At 66.8% G+C, this 25,867-nt stretch carries 24 protein-coding genes; 16 read left to right on the forward strand and 8 right to left on the reverse strand.

The window, feature by feature from the left end; genetic code table 11:
* Window positions 1-1,083 precede the first annotated feature (1,083 nt).
* A complete protein-coding gene (locus QSK35_RS15250) occupies window positions 1,084-3,846 on the forward strand; it encodes a DEAD/DEAH box helicase (protein WP_285746488.1) in 2,763 nt (920 codons plus the stop codon).
* 217 nt (window positions 3,847-4,063) lie between these two features.
* Window positions 4,064-5,707 (forward strand): hypothetical protein, encoded by a 1,644-nt coding sequence (locus tag QSK35_RS15255; protein ID WP_285746489.1) that lies wholly within the window; start codon window positions 4,064-4,066, stop codon window positions 5,705-5,707.
* A 448-nt stretch (window positions 5,708-6,155) separates the two neighbouring features.
* Here QSK35_RS15255 and QSK35_RS15260 read toward each other — a convergent pair whose 3' ends face one another.
* The 3 genes from QSK35_RS15260 to QSK35_RS15270 all read right to left on the reverse strand — a co-directional run bounded on the left by QSK35_RS15260 (window position 6,156) and on the right by QSK35_RS15270 (window position 9,468).
* Complete coding sequence (locus QSK35_RS15260; protein WP_502881662.1) at window positions 6,156-6,938, reverse strand: hypothetical protein; 783 nt, start codon at window positions 6,936-6,938, stop codon at window positions 6,156-6,158.
* A gap of 14 nt (window positions 6,939-6,952) precedes the next feature.
* Window positions 6,953-7,411, reverse strand: coding sequence for a hypothetical protein (locus QSK35_RS15265; protein WP_285746492.1), 459 nt, complete (start codon window positions 7,409-7,411; stop codon window positions 6,953-6,955).
* Between the two features lie 629 nt (window positions 7,412-8,040).
* Window positions 8,041-9,468, reverse strand: a complete 1,428-nt coding sequence (locus tag QSK35_RS15270; RefSeq protein ID WP_285746494.1) for a restriction endonuclease — start codon at window positions 9,466-9,468, stop codon at window positions 8,041-8,043.
* Between the two features lie 12 nt (window positions 9,469-9,480).
* Here QSK35_RS15270 and QSK35_RS15275 point away from each other — a divergent pair, with 12 nt between their 5' ends.
* The 6 genes from QSK35_RS15275 to QSK35_RS15300 all read left to right on the forward strand — a co-directional run bounded on the left by QSK35_RS15275 (window position 9,481) and on the right by QSK35_RS15300 (window position 13,252).
* Window positions 9,481-9,678 carry a hypothetical protein gene (locus QSK35_RS15275; RefSeq protein WP_285746496.1) on the forward strand — a complete coding sequence of 66 codons (198 nt, stop codon included), beginning with the start codon at window positions 9,481-9,483 and terminating at the stop codon, window positions 9,676-9,678.
* Window positions 9,679-9,843: 165 nt separating this feature from the next.
* Entirely contained in the window at window positions 9,844-10,368 is a 525-nt protein-coding gene (locus QSK35_RS15280) for a WXG100 family type VII secretion target (RefSeq protein ID WP_285746498.1), read from the forward strand.
* On the forward strand, window positions 10,365-11,165 hold the full coding sequence (locus QSK35_RS15285; protein ID WP_285746501.1) for a hypothetical protein: 801 nt from the start codon (window positions 10,365-10,367) through the stop codon (window positions 11,163-11,165). Before QSK35_RS15280 ends, QSK35_RS15285 begins: the two co-directional genes overlap by 4 nt.
* A gap of 68 nt (window positions 11,166-11,233) precedes the next feature.
* A complete protein-coding gene (locus tag QSK35_RS15290; RefSeq protein ID WP_285746503.1) occupies window positions 11,234-12,517 on the forward strand; it encodes a lipase family protein in 1,284 nt (427 codons plus the stop codon).
* A 17-nt stretch (window positions 12,518-12,534) separates the two neighbouring features.
* Window positions 12,535-12,966, forward strand: a complete 432-nt coding sequence (locus tag QSK35_RS15295; protein ID WP_285746505.1) for a hypothetical protein — start codon at window positions 12,535-12,537, stop codon at window positions 12,964-12,966.
* A 7-nt stretch (window positions 12,967-12,973) separates the two neighbouring features.
* On the forward strand, window positions 12,974-13,252 hold the full coding sequence (locus QSK35_RS15300; protein WP_285746507.1) for a YbaB/EbfC family nucleoid-associated protein: 279 nt from the start codon (window positions 12,974-12,976) through the stop codon (window positions 13,250-13,252).
* A gap of 420 nt (window positions 13,253-13,672) precedes the next feature.
* On the opposite strand, the gene QSK35_RS15305 is transcribed toward QSK35_RS15300, so the two are convergent.
* The 3 genes from QSK35_RS15305 to QSK35_RS15315 form a co-directional block, all read right to left on the reverse strand.
* On the reverse strand, window positions 13,673-14,428 hold the full coding sequence (locus QSK35_RS15305; protein WP_285746509.1) for an FHA domain-containing protein: 756 nt from the start codon (window positions 14,426-14,428) through the stop codon (window positions 13,673-13,675).
* Between the two features lie 44 nt (window positions 14,429-14,472).
* A complete protein-coding gene (locus QSK35_RS15310; protein ID WP_285746511.1) occupies window positions 14,473-16,209 on the reverse strand; it encodes a serine/threonine-protein kinase in 1,737 nt (578 codons plus the stop codon).
* A 79-nt stretch (window positions 16,210-16,288) separates the two neighbouring features.
* Window positions 16,289-17,425: a polysaccharide lyase family 7 protein gene (locus tag QSK35_RS15315; protein WP_285746513.1), complete on the reverse strand. Its 1,137-nt coding sequence runs from the start codon at window positions 17,423-17,425 to the stop codon at window positions 16,289-16,291.
* A gap of 84 nt (window positions 17,426-17,509) precedes the next feature.
* Here QSK35_RS15315 and QSK35_RS15320 point away from each other — a divergent pair, with 84 nt between their 5' ends.
* The 3 genes from QSK35_RS15320 to QSK35_RS15330 are packed head-to-tail and all read left to right on the forward strand — an operon-like array spanning window position 17,510 to window position 19,676.
* On the forward strand, window positions 17,510-17,809 hold the full coding sequence (locus QSK35_RS15320; protein ID WP_285746515.1) for a hypothetical protein: 300 nt from the start codon (window positions 17,510-17,512) through the stop codon (window positions 17,807-17,809).
* 5 nt (window positions 17,810-17,814) lie between these two features.
* Window positions 17,815-19,017: a WXG100 family type VII secretion target gene (locus tag QSK35_RS15325; protein WP_285746517.1), complete on the forward strand. Its 1,203-nt coding sequence runs from the start codon at window positions 17,815-17,817 to the stop codon at window positions 19,015-19,017.
* A gap of 2 nt (window positions 19,018-19,019) precedes the next feature.
* Window positions 19,020-19,676 (forward strand): ESX secretion-associated protein EspG, encoded by a 657-nt coding sequence (locus QSK35_RS15330; RefSeq protein WP_285746519.1) that lies wholly within the window; start codon window positions 19,020-19,022, stop codon window positions 19,674-19,676.
* 54 nt (window positions 19,677-19,730) lie between these two features.
* Here QSK35_RS15330 and QSK35_RS15335 read toward each other — a convergent pair whose 3' ends face one another.
* Both QSK35_RS15335 and QSK35_RS15340 read right to left on the reverse strand, forming a co-directional pair.
* Complete coding sequence (locus tag QSK35_RS15335) at window positions 19,731-21,128, reverse strand: DHA2 family efflux MFS transporter permease subunit (protein ID WP_285746521.1); 1,398 nt, start codon at window positions 21,126-21,128, stop codon at window positions 19,731-19,733.
* A 1-nt stretch (window position 21,129) separates the two neighbouring features.
* On the reverse strand, window positions 21,130-22,251 hold the full coding sequence (locus tag QSK35_RS15340) for a nucleotide disphospho-sugar-binding domain-containing protein (RefSeq protein WP_285746523.1): 1,122 nt from the start codon (window positions 22,249-22,251) through the stop codon (window positions 21,130-21,132).
* 388 nt (window positions 22,252-22,639) lie between these two features.
* On the opposite strand from QSK35_RS15340, the gene QSK35_RS15345 reads away from it, so the two are divergent.
* The 5 genes from QSK35_RS15345 (at window position 22,640) to QSK35_RS15365 (ending at window position 25,824) form a co-directional block, all read left to right on the forward strand.
* A complete protein-coding gene (locus tag QSK35_RS15345) occupies window positions 22,640-23,431 on the forward strand; it encodes a hypothetical protein (RefSeq protein ID WP_285746525.1) in 792 nt (263 codons plus the stop codon).
* A gap of 32 nt (window positions 23,432-23,463) precedes the next feature.
* Window positions 23,464-23,835 (forward strand): roadblock/LC7 domain-containing protein, encoded by a 372-nt coding sequence (locus QSK35_RS15350; protein ID WP_285746527.1) that lies wholly within the window; start codon window positions 23,464-23,466, stop codon window positions 23,833-23,835.
* 180 nt (window positions 23,836-24,015) lie between these two features.
* Complete coding sequence (locus tag QSK35_RS15355; RefSeq protein WP_285746529.1) at window positions 24,016-24,387, forward strand: hypothetical protein; 372 nt, start codon at window positions 24,016-24,018, stop codon at window positions 24,385-24,387.
* A 61-nt stretch (window positions 24,388-24,448) separates the two neighbouring features.
* On the forward strand, window positions 24,449-25,207 hold the full coding sequence (locus tag QSK35_RS15360) for a DUF4184 family protein (RefSeq protein ID WP_285746531.1): 759 nt from the start codon (window positions 24,449-24,451) through the stop codon (window positions 25,205-25,207).
* Window positions 25,208-25,389: 182 nt separating this feature from the next.
* Window positions 25,390-25,824: a hypothetical protein gene (locus tag QSK35_RS15365; protein WP_285746533.1), complete on the forward strand. Its 435-nt coding sequence runs from the start codon at window positions 25,390-25,392 to the stop codon at window positions 25,822-25,824.
* Window positions 25,825-25,867 lie beyond the last annotated feature (43 nt).

A 25,867-nucleotide genomic window follows, 5' to 3' on the forward strand; every position in this document is an offset into this window, starting at 1 on the left:
AACCCAGGCGGGTGCGGCACCACGATCGGGTGATGGGCTCCATGAGGTTCATGCGAAGTGCGCGGCGACGAGACACCGGCCGTGGCTCTGCAGGGACTCGCACCACCTCCCGTCACAGTCGGTCTGCAGATTTGCCACCCCACGTCTCAGGGCCCGGTTACCTGTTGCCGCAGTGCGGAGCGGAACCATCGCTGGCCTCTGCTGGTGATGTCGGCGAGGTGCGGTTGATCGTCGTCTGCAGCATGCGGACGGTGCCTGTCCTGCTGTACGCCCAGGTGTACCGACCACGTGCCACCCGAGTGTTGGGTAGTGGCTGTATGGTCACGTTTCCCAACTCGGTACAGGTACTGGTGCATGACTCACCCGGATGATCGAGCCGTGGCCGACACGAGCGTCGCCGGTGTCGCTCGCCGCCTATGGGGTGTCGAGCCTTCGCCTGCGATCCCGCGCTACGCCGAGCCTGGCTGGCAGCCTTCGCCTCAGCCGATCGATCGCCGGTGCCCAACCTGCGCGGGCAACCTGCACGGCCTCTACCGGGTCACGGGCAATCTCGGCAAGCCACGTCTTCAGGCAGCCGTGGTATGTCCGACCTGTCCGGCTTCGTTCAAGCTCAGCGACCTTGAGTTGTCACAGCGAGCCGTACTCGGCGACTTGCGGCCAGAGGCGGTCGCCCGGCGTCTCGCTGATGACGAACGCCTTGCTCGACTGGCCGCAGAGCAACAAACTCGATCGGCGCTCGCGCCCCCCAGACCTCCGCGGCAAGCTGACGCCGAGACCGCTGAGCACACGGAACCACGAGACGTCCGAGACCGAAAGCCGTCCCCGGCGACGGCCTCCACCGCGATCTCGATGCCCGCCGTTGCGCCGCAACAGCCCACGTCGGACTCACCTCAGCAGGTCTCAACCGCGACACCTACCCGACCGCCAGCTCGCCGAACATCGACAACGGTCACGGCGGCAAAGATCCGCCGAATCCTGGCTGCTTCCGACGACACCGAGGCACGAGACGGCGGCCAGACCGCGGCGCCACTCACCTCGACGGGGGGCGCTGATGAGCATCGGTTGCTGTACTGGTGCAAGACGGTGGATCTGCAGCTGGTCGTGCCGCCGTTGCCTGTCGGCGCTGACGTGCGGGTCGTATTTCCGGACGCCCCAGAATTCGAGGGGCTGCGCAGTCGACTGCGCGACGCCGGTATCCCCTTTCGTGCGGTGCCACACTGGGTTGAGGAGGAGCGGATCACCTCGGTCGACCTCACCCACGGTGCACTGACTCCGCTGCAGGTGACGCCGTCGTTGTCTGGGATGGCTGGTCTGGTCGCGGAGCCGACGGAGCCGCTGACCGACGCGGGTGCGCGAGCGGCACGAGACGCGTTCGCATTGCTGTGGGACCTGTACGAGCCGATCGACCCGGCGACGGTGCCTCAGCCTGTCCCTGCCGAGGAACTCGTACCGCGAGACTGGTTGCGGTTTCTGCCGTACCCGACGCTGAATCCTGCGCAGGCCCAAGCATGTCCTTCCATTGTGGACGGCGACGGGCACGTGGTGATCACGGCGCCGACAGGTGCGGGCAAGACGGTGATCGGGATGCTCGCGACGTTGCGCAGCATCTTGGAGGAGGGACGCAAGGCCGCCTGGCTGGTGCCCCAGCGCACGCTGACCGACGAGTTGGACCGCGAGCTCGAAACCTGGCGCGAGCAAGGCCTGCGTGTCGAGCGACTGTCCGGCGAGTACGCGGTGGACGTGGAGAAAGTCCGCGCGGCGGACCTCTGGGTCGCCACCACGGAGAAGTTCGAGGCGATCTGCCGTGCCTCGTCCTTGCAGACGGCGCTCGCCGAAGTGGGTTGCATGGTGGTGGACGAGATCCACCTGCTCGGCAGCACCGGCCGAGGTGCTCTGCTGGAGGCTCTGCTCGCGCGGGTACGCGGAGCCGACTCGCCAGTGCGGATCGTCGGACTGTCCGCCACCGTGTCCAACGCGTCGGAAGTCGCGGACTGGCTGGAAGGCGAACTGGTGACCACCACCTGGCGGCCATCCCGCCTGACCTGGCAACTGCCGATGCTGCCGGCCAGCTCCCGCCACACCGAGGCATCCCGGATGCGTGAGCAGGTCGTCACGGACCTCGTGCAGCGGCACACCACCGAGAAGGGCAGCGTGCTGGTGTTCTGCGGCTCCAAGCCCAAGGTGCGGTCGACCGCTCTGACGATCGCCGCCGAACGCGGCGCTCCCGTACATCTGGTAGGGCCGACCGACTTCGACAAGCTGGAAACGGTATGCGCCGAGGTCGGCGTGCGGCTGCACTACGCGGACTGGGACGGCAAGCACGCCGCCGAGAAGGCATTCCGCAACAGACAAGCCGACGTGCTGGTCGCTACGACCACCGTGGCCGCCGGGGTGAACCTCCCAGCCCGAGCTGTCATTGTGCGCGACACCAGGATCGGCACCGAGCCGATGGACACCGCGACGGTGATGCAGATGTTCGGCAGGGCCGGGCGAGTGGGTGCCGGCGAGACCGAGGGCTGGGCCTATCTGATCACCGACGAGACCGAACGCGCAGCCTGGCAGACACGCCTGATGGCGGGCTACTCCGTCTACTCGCAGATCTACGACAGCCTGCCCGACCATGTGCTCGCCGAAGTACTACAGGGACGCATCACGACGGTGGTCGAGGCCGAAGCCTGGTGGCGGCAGACCCTCGCCTTCGCTCAGGGTGACGAGGACGTGGAGCCCGTGCAGGGCGCCATCCGATTCCTCGTCGACAAGGACTACCTCACCCAGCGCGAACGCGACGGCGACACCATGCTCGCGGTCACCGAACTCGGACGGCTGACCGCTCAGCTCATGGTCTCTACCTACACCGGCGCACGCCTGCGACAGGTGCTCGACATGCTGCCGGTCCCCGAGGACGCCGACACTGCCGAGGAAGCGCTGACCTGCGTCCTGGGGGTGAGTGTTCCGGAACTGGCCGACGCCCCGGTCGCCGAGGCCAACCGGCCTGCTGTGGCCACCGCGATCAGAGCGCGCGGTCGCAGCTCGCGACTCACCGACACCACCGCTATCCAGGGGCTGGGTTCGTCGGGGAGTGTCCAGCGCGGCGACTTGGCTTGGGCGGCGCTGCTCCTCGTCGCGCGCTCACCACAGTTGTTCGCAGGGACCGGCCGAGACCGGCGGGCGATCGCGGGCATTCCGATGGGCACGCTGTACCCCGTGCTGGAACAGGCTCCGCGTTACCTGGCATGGCTCGCGTCCCAGGGGTGCCTGGGCACTGTCCACCCGTGGGTCGCGATCGTGTCCGCCGACCTGGACCGGCGAGTGCGGTGGCGCGGCTGCGCGCCGGGCAGGGGAGCGGGCCGCCTGCTCTGGATGTGCGAACAGATGGCTACCCGCGCACGGGCGAAGGAACTCGTACCCGGCATGTGGCGCTCGGCCGTGAGCCGCGGTGTGCGAGCCCCGGACTGGGCTCCTGGTCGACCGCCGGCGAGCTGCGAGCTCGACCAAGCCGCGTACACCGCCCTGCTGCGCGAGCGGACCACCTCAGCAGTGCTGACCGTGCGAAGTCACGACGTGGCGATCAGCGGAATCTCGGGTGCGGCTGCGGTTGCATGGACCGGCCGAACCCAGACACCGATGACGATCACCAGGGCCATCACCGAGATCGACCTTCCGACGGTCGATGACGACGATGATCCTGATGTGGGCGCGCCATCCGGCGCAGCGGTCTTCACCCGGCGCGGCGACTACAGCGCTACCGGATGGCTTGCCGAATATGGGCAGGTCACCGAGAAAAGCGAGGATCCGCAGGACCCGCCGCCGGTTCGACGACGAGGTCTCGGCCGAGCTACACCCTGATACTGGGCTCGCGCCGCGGTATTGGGATGGCCCACGTGTCGCAAGCCGGCCCGGTGGGATACTTCCCCGCACTGAGCGCCGCAAGATCGTGTTGGGCGACAAACATTGCGGGCACTGCGCGATCAGCGGGAGGTGCGGAAGCACGATGTGGGTTCGAGGCAACTGCAGCGGGTGCCGCAAGCCGGTTTTCAAGGGCACAACCGGCCGCAATCAGCGCATGGTCGTGCTGGACGTCACGCCGTTCACCACAGAGGCCGTGCCTGAATCGGACCGCTATGCCATTAGCAAGCGGCGTGGGCTGGTGAACCTCAGCATCGTTCCAGGTCAGCTCCCTCTCCAGTGCCTGCGTCGGCACAAGTGCGCGGTCGGTGAGGAGACCGAGATCGGGTTGCGGCTCTACGCGGAGCGCTGCCCGCTGTGCGCGGCATCGTGCCTGCGCGGGGAGCTGGTATCCAACCGACCGGTCCTCGTCGACAAGCATCCCCGCGGCGAATTCGTGCCCGTGAAGCATGAGTTCAGGGTTCCGATCCGGTACTGGCTGGCCCGCGCTACCTACGACATCGCCAAAGACGCTGATCGGTACACGCCACATTGGCGGCTGTGCGAGAAGCTCGCCGACTGGCGGGCACGCATCGCAGACAAGGTCTCTATCCGCGCGTGCACGGATTGCGGACAGCCTCTCACCGGTCCGGTGACCGAGCCTGCGCACCGCTCCTGCCGGGAGGTCTCCAGCATCTACCGCGCCGCTCTGCAGCCGTACGACACCGAGATCTGGGATGGGCTCCCCGGAGCCGAGCCAAAGCCGAAACGACGCAGCGGCGAGGCTGATCAGTGCGTCAAGATGACCACTTATGGCCTGGGGCAGTGCCAACGAAGGCGGGACACCGAACTTGAGTTCACGGCCCGCTACACCGAGTTCTGCTCGATGCACAACCCGGCTCGAATGTGCTGGCGCGCCACAAGATCCCAAAGGCCGTGTACGGACCGGACCGGCGATGGATCCGCCTGCGACTACCACGAGGGTCTGCCTCGACTCGATCACCCTCGGCTGCAGCACGAACACGAGGCCGAGGTAACCGATCAGCTAGAGAGGGCACTCGATCCGGAGGCCACAGTGGCCACCGACCAGATGATCGAAGATGTGGGCGAGGTTCCGCCCGACGAGACAGAGACCGATCGGCCACGATTCCATCGCGATGCGGCCACCTGGAAACCCGACGCCAGCGACACCACTGCGATTGGAGAGCTACCACCGAAACTGCCTACCCCCTGGTCACAGCTCAATGATCGGCTCCACGGTGGCTTCGACCTCGGGCAACTCGTCAGCATCAGTTCAGGCAACCACCGCTACGCCAGCAAGATGCTAGAGACGCAATTCAACTACCTGCGCGACAACGGATACACGGCCGAGTGGCTCAACTGCCACCGCGACACCACCACGATCGAGTCCGTGATCGACTGGGCGGCCGAGCACGTAGAGAACGATGTCGAAGCCCTGTTCATCGACTGGTTTCCTAGGATTGCCCACGCCGACCGCGATGGGAGCGAACTCGACGACGAACCGCGTCGCCCGGAGGAGCACACCTCGACAACTGTGCTGGCCGCGCTCCGCGAACTGGTAGCGGAGAGCGAGACCACCGTATTTCTAGGTGCGATGATGGAGTTCTCCGCCCTTGATGTCGCCGAGCAACAAGCCGTCGTCCACTACAGCCTTCGTGCCGACGACGCGATGGCCGACTTCGTCCGCACCATCCTTCTCTGTTTCCCCGACAAGCATGGGTCAGGTAAGCCTGTAGGATGGCTGCGGAAGGCGCAGTCTGATGTGGACGGTCTTCGCGAGCCTTTTCCGCTGACCCGATGAGGGGCACTTACTACCTGGATGTTTAGCGGCGGTTCGCCCTGTATGCGCGGACGCCATCGGCACCCGCGTAGTCGACCAACTCCGACCAATTTAGGCAGAAGTGGCCCGAACAGTAAGTGTCGTCATATTCGGCCATCCGCTGAAAGATCACGCCAGCATTCCGACCGCTGACGACCTCAACCCAGCCTCCAACGCGCGGCCTACGAGACGTAGCTGACATCACGCCACCTCCTGGAAATAGCTTGGCGCTGAGTAGCAGGTCTATCGCGTGATCCATCTTATGGCGCGGGTTCACCGCAGCTCTGATCAGGCGCCGGACTGTACGCCTGGCGGATGGCTCGACGTCAGACACCAACGTCATCTGGCAGATCCCTCGCTGGATGCCTCCGCGTCGGCTCACGCCAAAGATCAGCAAGGAGTGCCTGCTCAGGACCCACTGCGCGGTCCTTCATGCCGCGATGATCGTCGCGTCCTGTACCTCGTCCACCATGCTCGCGGGTTGGTGGCCAGCGACCTGCTCCTCGAACTCGGCCCGCACGATCTTGACGAGCTGGCGAGCCCGAGTGGCGCCTACCCCAAGCCGGACACGCAAGCTGTCGGCCGAAATCGGCTTCTGGTGAACCGCACGATGCGCTGCATCTTCCCGGCGTGCTTGAGCCAAGAGGGCCTCCGGAGTGCGCCTCTCGACTGCTTGCTCGCCACCTTGCCGCGCGATGTCTTCGTTGAGTTGAGGCTGTGCCTCCGGCACACCATCATCCGAGTCCGCGCCAACAATCGGCTCCGGCCACGCCACGTCGGTCACGACCGACACCCGACTCGTCGTGCCGATCGCTTGCAGCAGACCAGGGCCCACCTCCGACCAACCGATCAGTAGCAGCGGCCCGACCGCGTCGAACGCCGCCTTCCCGAACTCACCTGCCACGAGAGGCTCAGCTACGTTCAGTGCAAGGGTGACCACGCTCGCGAAGATCAGCAGTCGACGAGCCGGGCGAAGCACGTCTGGGGCCGCGCCGGTGAGCGCTAGGTGCCGCGTACCGAGCAGAAGCCCGACAATCGAAAGATCAACCGCAGGAGCGACCAGCGGCGCAACCCAGGCGGGAACGCCGAGCCGGAGCGCGAGACTGAGGACGTTGCCGAAGCCAAACAGGAACGTGAGGGCGACGACGACGCCCATGATCACGGTGACAGCCTGAACGACGGCAGTCCCGTCTGAACCTGATCGAGCTGACATTGCTGCGGGCCGGGTCATCGAAGGTCACCCGCTTCGACACGCGGACGCCCATGGGCGTCGCGGGTTGGGATTCCGCGTTCGCGCAGTTTGGCCAGTACGGTGGTGTGGGCGACGCCCAGGTGTTGGCCGACTCGCCCCAGTGACCAGCCGAGGTTGTAGAGGTGGATGGCATCGTCGATCTGATCGGGGGAGAGGCCGCGGCGGCGCATCGGTACGCCGTGCCGGTGGAGGATGTTGCTGACCGTTCGCCGTTCGATACTGAACCGGTCACCGAGTTGGTACACCGTCGCGCCGGACTGATAGTCCGCGATCAACTGCTCGATTTGGTCGGCACCGAGTTGCCTGGCCCGCCGGGGCCGATCGCGCTTGATCGACGACGGCTCCGGTGCATCGAGGCTGGGGAGCTTCTCGTGGAGTTCTTCCAGCGCTCTGACCTGGTCTTTTATGTTCGAGTAAGGTCCCCTAACCTCCACTCTTCGGAGAACCCCTCTGATCTTGCGATTTACGCAGGTCAGAGGGGTTCTTTGTGTTTGCTAGTCGATCACCGGTGATCGTTGCGGATGCTCGCGATTTGCTCGATATGGAGGAGATCGGGAGGACTGGCCGTCCAGGAAGATCACTCTGGCTGCTGCCCTCGGTCGCCGACGACCAGGGCGTTTCCGTTGCGGGCGTTCGATTCTGCGGTGTGACCATCCCGCCAGCGATGTGAGGGGCAGCTAGGTTCGTTATGCGGCTTCGTATCCGTGACGCGTTGGGGTTGGCGGCATCGGGTGCGTGCGGCATTTCCCAGTCGCGCTTAGCCAGGGTTGTTGTAGCGCGTTGAGGTTGCCTAGGTACACGGCTGTCACCCGCGGAGGTGAGCGCTTGAGCATCTTCTGGACCCCGGAGACCCAGCAGAACGTTCTCAAGAGCCTTCAGTGAAGCAAGAGCCCGAAGGATGTTGCTCTACTGTCGACCCGTCGTGGTTTGGTTCCAGTTGCTGGATCCCGGCGAGCGTCGTGAAGCACTGAAAGTGTTCGCGTTGGCGCAGAAGCGACGTAGTCCTTGTGTTGCTGGCGCTTGCCGGTGCTGGAAGCTCGCGCGTGCAGGCCGATCCCGAGATCTACGACGGTTGAACCTTGCCCTTCTGCACGCCAATCACAGTGTCCAGTTCCAGATGCTCTGCCAGCAGGTGCTTGAGTTCGGGCCCTTCGATCAGCTGTATTCGTCCGTTCCGCTTCGCGAAGTCGTGTGATGACTTGCCGAACCAGGACGTGGTGACGAGGATGCCGCGACTCGCGCGCTTGTCGTCCATCGTTCCGGCGAGCGCGCGCACCGACTCGACGGGAACGAGCTTGCGGTAACGCTTGGCCTGCACCACACAGAGCCCGCCCATGATCGGGTCTTCGTTGACCGCGATCGCGTCCAGTCCATCATCGCGGGAGGCCTGGGTTACCCAGGACTTCATTCCCATCGCCTCGAACAGCTGCCGCACCAGGTGTTCGAACTCGGTGGGCGTGAGATCCACCAGCACCTGTCTGCCGTCCAGGTCCGACGCGATGTCGACCTCGTCGATGAACCGGTACTTCGATAGATCCGGGTCGAAGATCGGCCGCACGGCTTCCATATCGTGCGGATGTGGTGAGACCAGCGCGTTGAGGTGGCGCAAGCACGCGCTCGCGTCCAGCTCGGTCAGCACGAGCTGTTCGAAATTCTCGCGGGTCGCCGTCACGCTCACCAGGCATGGGCGTTCCGGCTGGCCGGTCGCCTTGTTGCGCGTCGATACGTGTGCGTTGACGGCCACCTCATTCACGAGGTCGCGCGGATGCACGTCGAACACGTCGCGGATCGTGAGCAACACGAGCTGGGCCACGAGATCCGCGTACCGCTGCCGGATTTCCTTGACCGGCCGGGCTTTCACGTCGGTCTCGTCGCGCGTGCGAATGTACTTGTACTCCTGTGCCTCAGGAACGATGTCTACGGTCGGCAGCTCGCGGATGACGTACAACCTGCGCGCGTCGGCTTGGTAAGCGACCTCGACGTCGACCGGCACGTCGTCAGGTACGGGGGACGATTCAATGACCAACTCGAAATAGTCCTCGATGGCCTCGGGCAGGCGCGCGGTGAAACCCTGTTCCAGCCGATCGACCTCGGCGTTGGCCTGCGCCGCCTTCGCCTGGTGAGCCTGTGCGCGCTGGTGATAGCGGTGTTCTGCCTGCGCCAGTGCGGCCTGCCTCGCCTGCTCCCTGGCTGCGTGATCCGCGCACGCCTGGTGGTAGTCGGCCTGCCGCTGTTGCACCAACTGCTGGTGCTTGGCGCCACCGAACATCTTCGCCATCAGACCGGTCGGCTCCGGCGGGGCGAAGTAGGCCCAATCTGGCGGCCGGATCGCAACGGCGATCTGACCTGGCTGGAATGGCGGAAACGAGGGGTCGATCCGCAGCGCGTCGAAACCGATATGGGCCCTGCGGCGGACTCCGTTGGCCAGCACGGACTCGAACGCCTTGACTCTTTCCTGCACGGAGGCCGTCAACTTGGCGGCCTCGGCCACCTTCTCCTCGACGTGCTGTGCTTTCAACGCCTTCTGGAACTCGGCTTCGGCGCGCGCGGTCTGCTTGCGATGCCGCTCCTGCTCGCGGATGGCCTGGTTGACCAACCGTTCGTGTTCGCGCTGAACGCGAGCCTGCTGGCGCTGCCGTTCGTTCTGTTGGTGTTGGAGTTCGGCGAAGAAGCCGCGTTTCCTTCTGGCCACGCAGGGTGATACTAGTCGGGAAACGTTCGTGTTCGTACGGTTTCGGTCAACTCAACGGCTGACGACTCGGTGGGCTCGACGGCCCGAACCTGCGTAGAACTGCGCAACTTTCTGGAACTGCGCGCGTCAGGGCTCCCTGTCATGATTTGCTCACGGTGAGTGAGCGGGGGATGCATGTCGCTGTACGGGGATCCGGATGAGCTGGACCGGATCGCGGGTGAGATCGAGAAGCGTGCCGACTTCGTCCGCACACGTGCCGATGAGATGGACGATCGGGCGCAGGCCATGCAGTGGCAGTCGGTCGCCGCGGATCGGTGTCGTGAGGTGGTCGGCGAGGACAGGCGCCGGTTGTTCGAGTCGGCGGACGGGCTCACCGAGGCCGCGGCGTTGCTGCGCCAGCACGCCCAGGTGGTGCGCGAGATGATCGCTGCGATCAAGCGGATCGCGGAAGCGGTCACCGGTTGGTTCTCCAGTGCGATCGACACGTTCAACCGCGCGGTCGATGCGTTCAACAGCGCGGTCAAGGACATCGCCGACGGCGTGGCCGACGTGATGGGCTTTGGTGGCGGAACGCTGTCACAGCCGCCCCGGCCACCGTGGACCGACTGGCCGTGGGGGCCGGACAACCTGCCGCCGCACGGCGACAAGGCGTGGCTGGAGGTCGGCGAGTTCATGCGCGGACAGGGCGTGCCCGCATGACCGCGCCGCACCGGCTGGTGCTGTCCGAGGGCGAGTTCGCCTACCTCGTCCGTGCGACCGGGGTCGAGCTGCCGCCGGACTGGATGCCCTCGCCGGACGCGCCGCTCGGTCTCGCCGAGTCGGGGCTGACGAAGAAACGCGTCGTGACCGGCGTCGGCGAGGAGGCGGAGGTGCACCCGTCGGTGGAGAGGAACCTTCGGATTCTGGCCGAGCCGGCGGTCGTCCTCGACACTGTCGTATCCCTGGCAGGCAAGGGAATGCACAGCGTGCACGCGGTCGCCGGGCCGTTGGGCGCGTCATTGTTCGCGCTGGACGAAGGAGCGGTCGAGCTGTCGATGTTCGCCGCGGTCGACCTCGGTAGGGAACTGGTCCGCGCGGTACCCGAGGAGCAGGACGACGACGACACCGACGTCGAGTCACGCCTCGGCGGTGGCCCGCAGCCCACGCCGTTGCGGGGCAGCCTGCCGCTGGCCGCCCTGCAGGAGATGGGCGCGGTCCGGCTGTTCCGCGACTCCGACCCGGAAGGCCCGTCAGCGGTCGTCGCGCGCCTGAACCTGTCGGGCGAGGAGGCCGCGCTCGCCCACGACGTGGCGACCCGCGCCGACGGCGCGCTGCGGTGCCTGGTCGTCGGTAAGGCGGGAATGTCGCAGGTGAACTGGATCCATGCGAGCGGAGGCTGGAGCGGTCTGGACCCGGTACCGGACGGCTCGGGCCGCAGGATGGTCCGCATCGCCCCGGCCGCGCGCGAGGACCTGGGCACCTGGGTGGCGCCCGCGGTGGCGGGAGCGCTGTCATGAGCGTCTCCAACGTCGAGGTCAGCGGCGGCGCGGGCGGAACCGAGGCCAAGTACGAGGACCTCATGGCCATGAGCACGGTCACCAGCGAGGTGTCGGACGACACGGTGGCCGTCGCCGTGGCGGGCCACAAGTTCCTCGCCGAACCGGACGTGCTCGCCTCAGCCCTGCTCAACCCGGCCGGTGTCGCGAAGTTCGAGGCGGCCATGGCACTGGCTCTGGACGGGCCGACCGGTCTGACCGCCACCTCGGCGGCGATCAGCCTGCGCGGCGACGCCCTGCGCGCCACCAAGATCGCCTACGAACTGGCCGACGAACTGGCGGCGAAGGGGCTCGACGCTGGCCGTTGGCTCGCCGGCAGGGTGGTCACCGCAGGCCCCCTCAGCGCGGCGGCTGCCGCCGCGCTCGGTGGCAGCGCGATCGCCACCGATGTTTACGCCAATTACGGCGGCGATTGGCAGAAGTGGCTGGTGGATCATCCCGGCCTGGTCGACACGCTGATCGGGATGTCGCCGGGCATGCTCAGCCACCCCTTGGTCCCGCTCGACCTGGCCACCACGCTCGACCTGTTTGCCGCAACCTATCCCGACAGCGACGCCCTCGTCACCGACTCACGCACCTACGGTCAAGAGCCGCCTCGCAACCTGCACGACCTGCTGGACGGTCTCGCCAGGCGCAATGATTCCAAGGGATTTGAGAGCGAGCTGGATCCGGACCCGGCCAACGTTGATGTCCGCGTCGTGCGTGATGTCAACGGCGACGTGACCGGGTATGTGGTCGACATCCCTGGAACCAAGGACTGGAACCTGCCAGGCACGCAGATGAGCGCCAACGACCTCGGGGTCAACGTCGACGCGATGGCAGGGAACAACACCGTGCTGCAGAAGGGGGTCGAGGAGGCACTGCGCCGGGCCGGCGCGCAGGACACCGGTGCCCCGATCATGCTCGTCGGCCACAGCCAGGGCGGCATCGTCGCGGCGCAGGCGACCGGTGACCTCATCGCCGGCGGCTACAACGTGACCCACGTGGTCACCGCCGGGTCACCGGTCGGCCGAATCGAGATTCCCGGCAACGTGCAGATGCTGTCGCTGGAAAACCGCAACGACATCGTGCCGCACCTCGATGCGGGCGACAATCCGGGCAGCCCGAACCGCACCACGGTCACCTTCGACAACAACAGTGGCACGGTGGGCGAAAACCACAAGATTCCCGGAAACTACACCGATGCCGCTGGCAACCTCGACAAGAGCTCTGACCCTTCGGTGCGGAGGTTCAAGGAAAGCGCGACGGCCTTCACGGGTGGGTTCAAGTCGGAGACGCACACCTACCACGTCGCCCGAGAGGGACAGAAGTGATCAGAACTCGTCTCCCGGTGGCGGCTGTGCTGCTCGCGGGCTTGCTCGCGGGCTGCAACGTCACCGATCAATACCACCAGGAGTACGACGACCTGGGTAAGAAGATCGTCGCGGACTGGAAGCAGCTGCCCGAGGTCGTCGACGCGAAGTATGACTACCGACACGGACTCGACGTCGGTCAAAGCATCGGTCTGTACGCTGCGATTCGTATGGGATCGGACTCACCAGCCGTGGTGGAGAAGATGGTGGAGATCGCGCGGAGGGATTACTGGGAAAGCACAGCGTCTCCGACTATGGGCGCTGGGATCTACACGGCCGACAAACTCTTCGACGGGCCGGTGAAGGACACGTCGATCATTCGCTACAACGGCCAGATCAAGGTCGAGGACGATCCTGAGGTTGCTGCTGCTCTGGAGAAGAAATACGGTCCCCGGCCGACCAAGAAATGAGATGACGATGACGCCCGATGAATGGCTGGCCGACTTCGAGGCGAAGACGGCCGAACTGCAGCGCAACGCCGCCACCTTCCGGAAGAACCTGGAGTCGGCGGGCCGGACCGTCACCTCCGAGGACAAGAAAGTCACAGTCACCGTTGCTTCGAACGGCGCACTGCTCGACCTCAAGATCGACGGAGCGACCGAGCTCGCCGCACAGATCATGGCGCTTGTCCACAGCGCACGCGAGGGGGTCGCGGCCGCCATCGTGAACGAGTTCCGTCCGCTGGCGGGCCGATAGGCCGGTCAGCTCGACACCGACGTGTCGATTCCCCGGCCGAAGCCACCGCAGCGGCCGGAAACCACCCGCGACGACGGCGACTTCAGCGACGAGTCGCTCTACCGCTAAGGACCTGGATCGCTTGCGCATGTCCAGAGTGATAGCCCGGAGAATCGGCGCGCGTGACCGCAAGTGTGCGGTAGTCGCCTCGACAGATGGCGACTGCCATCATCCTGGGCGATGAGCGAGAGAATCGAGTCCTCTGTCCGCAGGTGAGCGAGACGACCGAGCCTGGGGTGCTTCGCACCCCGCTGGCTCACCTAGGGGTGTGCGAAGGACGCTCACATGACCGGCCACGTCTGAGAGTGACCCGGCCAGGACCGTGACCGCGACGCGCGGTCGGGGGACAGTGCTGTCCACTCTGGGCGAACCGGTTCGCGGTCAGAACAATGCATCGAGCAGCGCTAGGTCCGTTGGCACCAGCGAGGTGGAGCTCATGAGCTTGGTGACGAGGTTGTGGTTGAGCGAGTTGCCGACCGGCTCGCCGACCTCCTCGCGGGTCAACCCCTTCTCGCCGCCCGACGACAGCCGTTGCCGCACCTCGGCGATGACCCGCTCGACCTTTCGCACGGTCCAGTCGTCGTCGGGTCGCAGCTCCGCCATCACCTCCGCGACCTGGTGTCGCCCAACGGGTTGCGGGTTCGGCTCGTGCAGCAGGTAGCGCTGGCCGAGGGTGACCAGCAGCAGGCGTTCGTCGTCGGTCAGCCGCCACCGTTTCCGTGGCGCGGTCTCCGCACCATGCAGCAGGGTGGGGACTGCGCCGTCCGCGCCGGCTACGTACACCTCCAGTACGTGCTCACGGTCGCGGGTGCCGCGCACGAACAGTGGTGTGTAGCCGTCCGGCAGCGGTAGCGGGTCCTCGTCGGTGAACAGCAGGCGGGTGGGTGGCATTCGGATCGGGAGCCGGCCGATGTTGCGTACCCACCACTGGCCCGCGTGGTGGGTCAGCAGTCCGTGCTGGCGGCTCACCTGGATGTCGTTTCCGCCTACGCAGATGTCGACCTGGGGCAGGTTCCGGCCGAACCGGATCGTCTTGCCCTCCAACGGTTCCGCGCTGATTCGCCCGCTCACTGCCAGGGCTACGACCGATCCGGGGCCGACGCGCGGCACGCCGAGGGCCAGACTGTTGTGGTGCACGGGGATCTCCTTGGGGTCGGGGGCGCGGACCAAGTCTGGCGCCGTCAGCCGGGACCCCTCCCGACTCCGCGGTTCATGTTGTCCGCGGCCGCCTTCGTCAGTTGTTCGGCCGCCGCGCAACGCTCCTGCTCGGGCCGGTCGTTGGTGACCGACACCAGCAGGTGATCCACCAGCGCCAGTTCCGGTCGGATCGACGGCGGGTACGGCACCCGGTAGATGCACTCCTTGGCCTTCTTCTCGACGTAGGCCTCGTGGCCGCCGACCGGTTTCAGCGTTCCCTTCGTCGGAGATCGGACGGCGTGCTGGTCGTACCGCACGTGGACGTCGCTCGCGGTGACTTCCGAGCGCCACTTGCAGGACCAGCCGCCGAACACGTTCACGCCGCCGTTCAGGCCTGGCAGCGCGTCCGCCGGCAGCAGCTCGCAGGCGTTGATCCGGGCCGCCGATTTCGGCGGGAATTCCTTGGCACGGCGGGGGATCTGCCCGGCGCGCAGCACCGTGCGGGCTCGCTCCACCGCGATGTCGGCGATCCGGCACAGGTCCGCGGGGGAGTTGTCCATCTCTGTGCTCACCCGGACCCCGTAGCGGTCGTCGACGATGATCAGCCGGTTGCACTCGGGACCGGACGGCGGGATCTCGAGCACCTCGAACGGCGGTGCGGCGATGGTGCGCCAGAAGGCGTCCCTCCGTTGGGACACCATGGTCGCCAGCTGCAGCTCGACGTCGATCTTCTTGTCGCGCTTCACATCGATCAGCACGTCGCAGCGGTTGAAGTTGCCCCAGTTGGGTTTCAGCTCCGGTGCACCGAACTCGCGGAAGTCGTCTGCCTGGAGCAGTGCGCACGGTTCGGCCGTGCGTTCCTCTCCGATCAGGTCGGCCCCGGTGAGCCGGGGCACCAGAGGAACGGCCACGGCCACGACGACCAGCGCCGAGGCCGCCACCTGGACGGGTCTGCGACGCCACCAGGAACGGGGTGCGGGTGCGGGGACCAGCGGTTCCCAGTCGCCGGTGATCTCCCGCAGGCGCTCCCGCAGCCGGTCCGCGGTGGGCCGTTTCCCCGGTTTGCGGTGCAGCGCGTCCGTCATCGGCTCCGTGAGTGGACCGGCGTGCCGCGGGGGTGGAATCTCCGCGGCACGTGCCCGAGTGAGGATCTCGGCCGGCTCGCCCGTGCCGAACGGTGGGGCGCCCTCCACCGCCGCGTAGAGCGTCGCGCCCAGCGAGAACACGTCCGACTCCCGGTCCGCGGCGTTGCCGGCCGCCACTTCCGGTGCTGTGTAAGCGGGTGTGCCGCTGATCCGGCCGTCGTTCCCGCCGGTGACCTCGCTCCAGGTCGAGATGCCGAAGTCCGTCAGCTTCGCGAGGTCGTTGTCCCCCACCAGGATGTTGCCCGGCTTGACGTCACGGTGCACGATCCCGTGCGCGTGCAGGGCCGCGAGCGCGCCCGCGATCTGCATCCCGATCCGCGCGACCCGCTCCGGCGGCAGCGGTCCGTTCGCGAGGATCTTGTCCAGACTGTCGGCCGCCATGTGTTCCATGACCAGCCAGCCGTCGTCGACCCAGTCGTACACGGCGATGAGGTTCGGGTGGTGCACCTGGGCCGCGATCTCGGCTTCGCGCCGGAACTGCCGGCGGTCCTCCGCGCTCGCGACCCCGTGCGGGCGCTTGAGCGCGACCAACCGCCGCAGTTTCGTGTCGAACGCGGTCCAGACCGTGCCACCCGAACCCGATCCCCTCGCCTCTTTGAGCCGATAACGGCGGGCAACCAGTTCTCCCGTACGCACTCTGCGTAGGCTAGTGATTTCAGTCCGTGCTCACCATGCCTTTGCGGAAAACGATTGCCACTGACCACTAATTGACCAGTCAGGAGTGCTCGACGGTGACTCCGTAGATCACGACCTGGCCGAAGTTGTTGTCATTGCACGGTTTTGAGTTGCCGCAGTTGGCCTGGGTATAGGCGCCGGCCTTGAAGTAGCCGCCGGAGAAGCCGGTTTCGATGGTGCCGACCAGTCGTCCGTTGTAGAACGCGCGCACCTCACCGTCGCGCACCTCGAACTTCGCCTGAAACCGGGTGCCCAGCACATAGTTGTCGGTGATGAGCTGGTAGTTCGGAGTGTCACCCTTGGTCAGCCACAGCTTCGTCCCTTCGAGGCGGAATACCGTGACGTCGTCCTCGGAGTCGTGGATCTGCCCGGCCACCACGTACGGGCGTTGCTTCGGCAGCCCGGTGATCGCCTGGTCGATGACCATCGTGTGCCGGCCGGACTTCGCGGACCAGCTCGCGAGGCGCGAGCCGTTCATCTCCCGCAGCTCGGACCGGGGATTCTTGCTGTTCTGGGTGGTCACCCCGTTGACCGGAGCGCGGAACCGGACCCCTTTGCAGTCATCGGCCGCGACGAACCACGGGTCGAGCGCGTAGTCGTTCAGCCGCGGCTGGACGATCTCCAGCGGCTGCGTGCCGTCCTTGTCCGGGTCGTCGACCGGCAACGTGATCTTCCAGTTCCTCAGGTCCAGCACCTGCGCGGGGGTCTGGCACGGACGCGGCGGGCCACCCGCCTCCTCGATGTCCACCTCGGTGATCGAGGTCCAGCCGTTGCCGGACGAGTTGCCGTGCCCGACGATCCGCACGTACCGCGCCTCGGTGCGGGGAATGTCGTATCGCTCCTGACGCAGGGTCTGCCTGCTGCGCACGCCCGTCGCCCGGTTGTCCCAGGAGCTGCCGTCGGCCGAGGTCTGAATGTCGAACAGGGAGGTCCTCGTGTCTCCCTTGTGCCACGCGATGTCCAGGGCGGACACGGTCTTCGCGGCGCCGAGGTCGAAGCGGATCCACGCTCCGTCGCCCTCGGCCGACCAGCGGGTGGTCAGATCGTTGTCGAGGACGTTCGCGGCCACGTTGCCGTCGTCGCCGCTCGCGGTCACCTCGCGCACGGGCAACTGTGCCGCGGCGGAGCCGGTCGGCAGCAGCGCGAGCACCGCGGTGAGCACCAGAATTCTTCTCATTGCATTGCCTCCCATCGGGTTCGGCCGAACCGTATGAAGGCGCGGCCGGGAGGGGTCCCGGCGTACCGCGGCCACTCTGTGCGCATGAGCGATATCGAACTGAGCGTCGACGGCCTCCGCGGCATGATCGACCGGCACTCGGCACTGCGCGACGACCTCACGGACACCGGCCAGGGCATCCAGGCGCTCGCCCGGATCGCGTCACCCATGAATGACCCCGCGACGACCGCATACATCACCGCGGCCTGCGAGACGGGCCGCCGCCACAACGAATCCGTCAGCCGGATCGAGGAGGAGCTGCGGACGCGGATCGCCGAGCTGAAGGCGTCGCTCGACCAGTCCGCGCGCACCGAGCAGGACAACGTCCAGCGGATGGCGGGGTAGGACCGATGGCAGACCTCAGCGGGTACGACATCTGGCGGCTGGCCTCGACGGGCACGGACGGCGCGGAGATGACCGAGGCCGCCGACGCCTCCACCAACGCGGGCACGCGCCTCCAGGCGCTGCACGACGAGCTGGACAAGCTGACCACCCAGTTCGACGCGGTCTGGCAGGGCAAGGCCGCCCAGGCGGCCCAGCAGGCGGCGCAGCCGATCGCCAAGGCGCTCCAGCAGGTGCGGGAAACACTGGAGCAGACGACCACCTCGTTGCGCGGCCAGGCGGACAGCTACGGCGCGTTCCGGAAGAACGTGGTGCCCATGGCGACACCTGAGCCGCCCGCGCTGACGCTCTGGGACCAGATCACGCCGTGGGACACCGACAACGAACTGGCCATCAGGGCGTGGTATGAGGCCGACGCGCACAACCGGCAGGTCTACGCCGGGTATCTCGAGGCCACCGGCCAGAACCAGGCCGTGCTGCCGACGATGTCCGGAAGCGGCGGCGGGCAGGGCGCGAACACGGCCGTGCAGGCCACCGCCGGTCCCGGTGTGCAGCAGGCGTCCACCGTGCCACCGCAGACCGGCGGTGGTGGTGGCGGCGACACCGCCTCCCCGTCGGCCGCGCAGAATTCCGGTGGGGACAAGGCTTCCGCGCCTCCCTCGATGGCCGGTGGCGGCAAGGGCACGACCGCCGCGAGCAAGGCCGACAACGGTGACAAGAGCACCTCACCGTCAGGGCAGGCGCCGGCTCCGACTCCGGCTCCGATGCGCCCTGGTGGGGCCACCGGTGTCGCCGACGTGCCGGGCGCGATGCCGATCATGCGGCCACCGTCGGCGAACGACACGGTCCACCGATCGACGATGCCGAAGCCGGACCATCTGGCGAGCATGGCCGGGATGGCGGGCATGGCGGGAATCGCCGGTATGGCAGGTATTCCGGGCACGGCCGACACCAGGCGGGGTTCCCTGGTTCCGGGCGAGCGCGCCGCCGTGCTGGGCCGTCCGCTGCCCGGCGGTCCGGCCGCGGACATGCGTGGACCGGCTGCCGCGCGGGCCGGGGCAGCGGGCATGAACGGCATGTCGCCGATGGCCGCGCAGGCGCGTGAAGAGGAGGACAGGGAGCACAAACGGGCGACGTACCTGTCCGAGGAGCCGGACGCGATCGTGGGTGAGCTGCCGCGGCAGGTCTCGCCGGTGATCGGGGAGGACTGATCATGCTCAGCACCCCGGTTCTCTTGTCGGAAGAGGCTTTCGACGTGCTGTGGCACCACGGCGACCTCGGCGAGCACCACACGGTCCTGCACGTGCCGCCCGCCGGCCTGACCGCGCGTGAGGTCGAACAGGCGTTGTACCGCGAGGGCGTCCCGGTCGACGACACGCTGGACGCGTTGCGCGTCCTGGCCTGCGCGGACGTCGAATGCTTCGGCTGGATCGCCACGAACCGCGACGACACGTTCCCCGTCGTCGCCGCCTCGGCCGGGCGCCACGGCGTCTTCGCGTTGCGCGACAACGGCTATCTACGACTTCAGTCACTGTACAGCGCCCCGGCGGACGCTCTCGTCGCGCATCTGCCCGAGGTGCCACCGGCCCGCGGCGCCTCGATCAACGCCCGCGCCGACGAGGCCTGGGGCTCCCGGCCGCTCCGCGACCTGATGCGGCTCCCGCGCACCGGCATGGCGAAACTCTTCGCCGCCCGCCGTGACCGCTTCGGCCGCCGGCACCGCGCCGAATCCTTCCTGACCACGATCGACTGCCCTGACGGGCGGTGGCTCGTCGTGCGCTACACCGACGATCGGCGGCAGAGCTGGGTCCATGCCACCCCGGCGAGCCGCTCGCTCATCGCCACCTGGCTCACCCGCCTCACCGCCTGAGCCGAGAGCGGCCATCGGTCCGGTCGATCGGACCGATGGCCGTCTCTCTCGTGATCAGCTGCCCGGCTCCGGCGCGTCCGGGATGGCCAACGCGCAGCCGGCTCCCACCAGCGTGAGCGCCGCGGCGACGAAGAACGCCAGGTGGTAGGCGGCGAGGTTCGGTTGCCCCGCAGCGGTTACGGTGCCCACGGCGGCGAGCACGCTGCCGAGTAAGGCGACACCGACCGCGGCGCCGACCTGGCCGCTCGTGCTGAACAGCGCGGACGCCACCCCGGTCTTCGGCGGCGGGAGCGTGGCGAACGCGGCGGCTCGGGTCACGCTGAGCACGTTGCCCATGCCGAGTCCCAGATAGAACATGATCAACCTCGTCAGCCAGGGATCGGTGTCCTGGCCGATCAACCCCAGCAGGGCCATCCCCACCGCGATGTTGACCAGTGCCAGGGCCAGGTGCCGGCGCGGGCCGGCGGCCCGGTGCACACGCATCGCCAGCTGCGTGCCGACCATCACGCCGATCGCCTCCGGGAACGCGGCCAGGCCGGTGGTCAGCGCGGACGCGCCGATGGCGTTCTGGTACAGCAGCGGGAACACGAACAGGGCGCCCAGGAAGGTCGCGGTCGACAGCACCGTCACGACGTTGACGGTGCGGAACATCCGGTCGGCGAACAGTCTTAGGTCCAGCATCGGGGTTGGAGTTCGCAGCTCCACGACCACGAGCAGCACCAGCAACGCGATTCCCGCCAGCCCGCTCGCCACGATCACCGGCGAGGTCCAGCCGAGCGTGGCGCCCTCGGTCAGCGCGAACATCAACAGGCCCGACCCACCGCAGGACAACAGGAATCCGGCGATGTCGAACCGGTCGGCCGAGGATTCCCGTTGTTCGGTCAGCAGGAACAGACCGAACAACAGGGCGCAGATCCCGATCGGGACGTTGACGTAGAACACGAACCGCCAGGACAGCTTGTCCACCAGCAAACCGCCGAGCACCGGGCCGAGCGCCGGTGCCACCGCGGTCGGCGCGACCATGATCTGCGAGACCCGCATTCGTTGGTCTGGCGGGAAAACGTGGAACATCATCGCCATCGCGACCGGACCGAGCATTCCGCCGCCGAGCCCCTGCAGGATGCGGAACACGGTCAGCTCGACCAGGTTGTCCGCCAAGCCGCACAGCGCGGAGGCGATCGTGAACGCGGCCAGCGCCGACAGCAGGACCCGCTTGCGGCCGAAGCGGTCGCCGAACCAGCCGCTTGCCGGGATGACCATCGCCATGCTGACCAGGTAGCCGACGACCGCACTCCGGGCGTCCACCGGCGAGACGCCCAGATCCTCGCTGATCTTGGGCAGGGCGACGTTGACGATGGTCGCGTCGAGGATGCTCACGAACATCGACGCCACGAAAACCGTGGACATGACGACTGTCGGCCGCAGCAGCGGCTTCTTCAGGTCGGTGAGCATGTCAGGAGGCCGCCAGTTCGACCAGGCGAGGCACCAGCGAGGCCGGCGTCGGCATGCCGTGCATCTCGTCGCGCACCTCGGCGGCGACGGCACGCGGCTTGTCCGACCGCAGCAACCAGTCGATCATCTCTTCATCCACATCGGACGGTGTGATCGAGACGCCGATTCCCCGATCGTGCACGGCGTCGGCGTTGGCGAAGCGGTCGGCGCCGTCCGGCAGCACGAGTTGCGGTAGCCCGGCGTCGATCGCGGTCAGCGTGGTGCCGGCGCCACCGTGGTGGATGACGGCCGAGCAGGTGCGCAACAGGCTGTTCAGCGGCATCCACGGCAGCGCGATGACGTTGTCCGGCAGGTCACCGATGTCCGTTGACCCCACCGCGAGCACGAACTCCGCGTCCACATCGGCGGCCACGTCGATGATCCTGCGTACCGTCGCGAATCCGTTCATCGTCGGCGAGACCGTCCCCAGCGTGACGGCCACCCGTGGCCGGCTCGACGGTCGCCGCAGCAGGTCCGGCAGTACGATCCCGCCGTTGTAAGGGATGTAGCGGGTCGACCAGCCCTCCGGTTCGCCGCCGAGCATGCTGGGGGGCGCGACGTCGATCTTGGCCGGCGACGCCGATCCGGTGACCCCGTGCCGCTGGTAGGCCTCGGCGAGGTGTTCGCGCATCAACTCGTTGACGCCGGCGGTCCGCGCGAAGCCGAATCCCTGCTGCACAGCGGGAATCCCGAGTTTGGCGGCAGCGAGCGGGCCCGCACCCTGCAGCTGGGTGTACACCACGATGTCGGGGGCGTACCGGATCGCGGTGTCAACGATCCCGTCCGCCATCCGGTCGGCCACGCGGGCGAACACCGGTACGGCCTCGCGCAGGTCTCTGGTGCCCGCGGTGTTGCCAAGCCGCTCGACCAGTTCCGGCCGGTTCGCCTTGATCCACTCGAAGACACCGCTCATGTTCTGTCCGGGGAGCACGTCCTCGACCGCGATGCCGGCCCGCTCCGCGACCAGCGCGTCGCCGGCGGCGGCCAACAGCACGTCGTGGCCGGCGGCGCGCAGCGCCCAGGCGAGCGGAATAGCGGGTAGCACGTGACCGGTGCCCAGAGCAGAAACGAACAACACGCGCATACGAGTTCTCTCCCGTTTATCCCGCGGCGCTGGTCGGAAGCCTAGCAAGCAATTGCGCAGCGCTACGAATTGACCGTTCACACTCTAATTTTTGCTCCCGAACTTAGGGAATTCCCAAGATTGGTTTGTGCAGCTCCGATCATTGCTTACGAAACTCGTGACGGATCGTTACGACAACCGTCAACGTTCCGGCATTTGGACGATGGTAGGCGGGGCGAATGGCGGATCGCGGCCGTGTTCGCGGAGAACCAAAAGAGATTCATGTTGCGCGACCGACGAAATGCGACACAAGCCGACCGGTCGACTTGTTCTGTTACACGAGCAGGGGGCGTTCACTCGATCGTGTGGTCTGGCCTGGGTGTGCGGTACCGAGAGGTAAGAAGTAACTATGGTGGCCACTCTTTCGGTGGGAGAGGGTGCACGATTGGATGATCAGCGGGCTGCGTTCGATGTACTCGCGTACGCCTTGACGCGGTGCTACGAGGATCGAGTCACCGGGACATTGCGCATTGTTGGTAATGCGGGCGGACTGTTTCATTTGCGCGATGGTGTGGTGATCGCCGTGGAGAGTTCCGGCTCACCTGGAGTGGAGACGCTGCTGCTCAGCTCGGGCAGGGTCAGCGCGGAGGACTGGACCGCGGCGCTGGTGGAGAGCGTCGAGACGCGATGCCTTCAGTCGGCGCTGGTTGCTCGCGGGACCGTGGGGTCCGCCGAAGTCCAGCTCGTAGCCATGGCCGCCATCCAGGACGGGGCGTTCGCCGCTGCCGCCGGTGACGTCGAACGATACGTCGTCGGTGAATCCGCCGATGTGCCGCTGCTGCCCGCGTCCGGCGGTGTCACCCCGGAGCTGCTGCTGTCGGAAACCGCTCGCCGGCTGGATGCGGTCGCCTCGCTCCCGTTCCCCGTGTCGCCTTACCGCGACCGTGTGGTGCCCACCGGTGGGGCGGAGTCGGCCGCCGTGGCCGCGGAATGGCGGGAGATCATCGCGCAGGCCACCGGAAGACGTAATGCGCGCGACATAGCCTTCGTGGTTGGCCGGAGTCTCTACTCGGTCACCGTCGAGATTTCTCGAATGCTAGGTGAAGGACTGTTGGAAATCGCTTCACCTGCGGCGTCGTTCAGTATCGAGCACTGGGGTCTGACCGCATTGCGCTCGCGGGCGGAAACGGGCCCTGTCTGAGCTTTTCAGGCTTTTTGAAGCAGAAAGGAAGTGTGTTGGACTACGACGCCCTGGCTGTCGAGCTGCAGAAGCTTCGAGAAAACGTCAACGGAGTGACCGACACGGTGATAGCCGCGTCTGACGGGATCCCCATCGTCGCGGATGTGGCGAAGAACGTCGACCCTTCACACATCTCCGCGCTCGCCGCCGCCGACCTTGGAATCGCGCGTCAGGCGGCGGAGGTGATCGGTCTGGGCACGCTCAGCCAGACCGTGGTGTTCGGAAGTGGAGGCTATATGGCCGTGTACGCCATCGGCAGGATGTCACTGATGGTCACGCTTGGGGACAAGGGATTGAACCTCGGTCGTCTTCTTTATGAGTCGCGGCCCGTGATCGAACGGGTCGGCTCGATTCTGGCCTCGTAGCACCCTATCGACCGAATGGAGGAAGAGGGCACTGATAACTCCGAAAAACAGCCGCAGCACATGTCCGCCCTTGGTTCGTTGCTCTCGTCGATGACCGAGTCCGTATGGAGACGAGTCCGTATGCGATCGAGGCGCAGTCAGTCATCTCGATCACCGGTTGACACAGGGAAGTGGAGTTCGATGAACATCGATGTCGCGTTGAAAGAGGCCATGTCCATCGGCGGTGCCATTGGTGTCGCACTGGTCGACTATGAAAGTGGAATGTCGCTCGGTACCAGCGGTGGAGGCGACTGGCTGAACCTGGAGGTCGCGGCCGCCGGAAACACCGAAGTCGTCCGGTCGAAGCTTCGGGTGATCTCGACGCTCGGGCTCGGCGACAACATCGAGGATATTCTGATCACGTTACACCGGCAGTACCACCTGATCCGGTTGATGAGCGGTGTCAAATCCAGGGAATCACTTTTCCTGTACCTGGTGCTGGACAGAGAGGTCGCGAACCTCGCACTGGCTCGGCATCAGCTCAAGCGCATCGAATCGGACCTGCAGGTGTAGCTCGGTCCGTGAGCTCGTAGTGTCCCGACCGTTCCGGTGATCCAGCCGGGACGGTCGAACAATGGGGGCTGTCAGCGTGCCGTTCACCTTCGCTCATCCGGCAGCCGTGCTCCCGCTGCGGAGGTATCTCTGGTTGCCCGGACTGGTGGTGGGTTCGGTGGTCCCGGACGTCGCCTACTACCTGCCCGTACCCGGTGGTGCGGACGCCGGCCATTCGGTCGCCGGCCTGGTCGGGATCGATCTGCTGCTCGGCATCGTGTTGTTGGTGATAGGACAGCTGGTCGTCGCGCCGCTGCTGGCGCTGTTATCGGAGGGATGGCGTGCCCGCGTCTCGCCGGTGGATCCGGTGGCCCGGTTCCCTGTCCGGCGGGCGATTGTGGCGTTGATCGTGGGTGCCGCGACTCACCTGGTCTGGGATGCCGTCACCCACACCGACGGTGCCGCGGTGCGGAGTTGGCCGCTGCTGCGCGAGTCCGTCGTCGGCCCGCACCGCCTGTACAACGTGATCGGTTACGTGTCCTCGCTCGGCGGCCTGTTGCTCCTCGGCGCCGTCGTGCTGCGCTGGTATCGCCGTGCTCCACGCGAGCACGGGGCGCATTGGCGGGCCTTGTCAAGGAAATCCCGTTCATGGGTGCTGGGCGGGGTTGCGGCCGCGATGGCCGCCGGTGCCGGTATCGCGCTGACCGACCCGGTGAGCCGGGTCAGCGCCTACGACTGGGTGCGCCTGTTGCTGATCGGTGGCGTGCAAGGTGCCGGCATCGCGCTCGCGTTGTACGTGCTCTGCTGGCACCTTGCCCGTCATCTCAGCAGTTCCTGCTGATCACGTTGCGGCTCGTCTGGTTGTTGCGCCGGCCGTACTCGACGCCGTTGAACACCGGCCGGACGCGTGGTGGCCGTTGGCGGTCGGACCGGTCTTGCCGACCTTGCCGATCACCTGGCCGCGCTTGACTCGGGTGCCCTTGCCCACCGCGCGCGACTGCAGGTCGGGACGACACGCTCGACGTGGCGGAAGCCATCGCCGCGGCACGCGAGAGTCCGCTGTGCGCCGAATCCCTTCCGGCCGCTTCGTCGGTGACGGTGCTGGCCCAGGAACGCGGCCCGGCCGACTCAACCGAGCCGAACCGCCTGGTGGAGGTGCGTGCGGTGCGCTCTGATCACGGCTGGATCGCCTGGGCCCACCTGGCGACGTCGACGAACCCCAAGGACCGCTTCTGGCTCGACTGGAGTTATCTGCCGAATCCGGCCGAGAAGCAGCACTGGCGCATGTGCGGCCCGCATCCGATCACCAGCGGTCCCGACAGCCCGGCCGTCAAGGGCGTCGACGACAAGGGGCACCGGCGCTGGGTGCGTGCCTGCGGCCAACCGCCACCGGAAGACCGGCCTTCAGGTAGCCAGCGAAGCTGGTTCTGCACCAGTTGCGTGCCGGTCGAGCCCTGAACTCCAGCTGTGGTCCGCTGATCGGACTCGGCGCTTCTCCAGG

This window comes from Lentzea sp. NBRC 105346, from assembly GCF_030269605.1.
Lineage (GTDB): Bacteria > Actinomycetota > Actinomycetes > Mycobacteriales > Pseudonocardiaceae > Lentzea.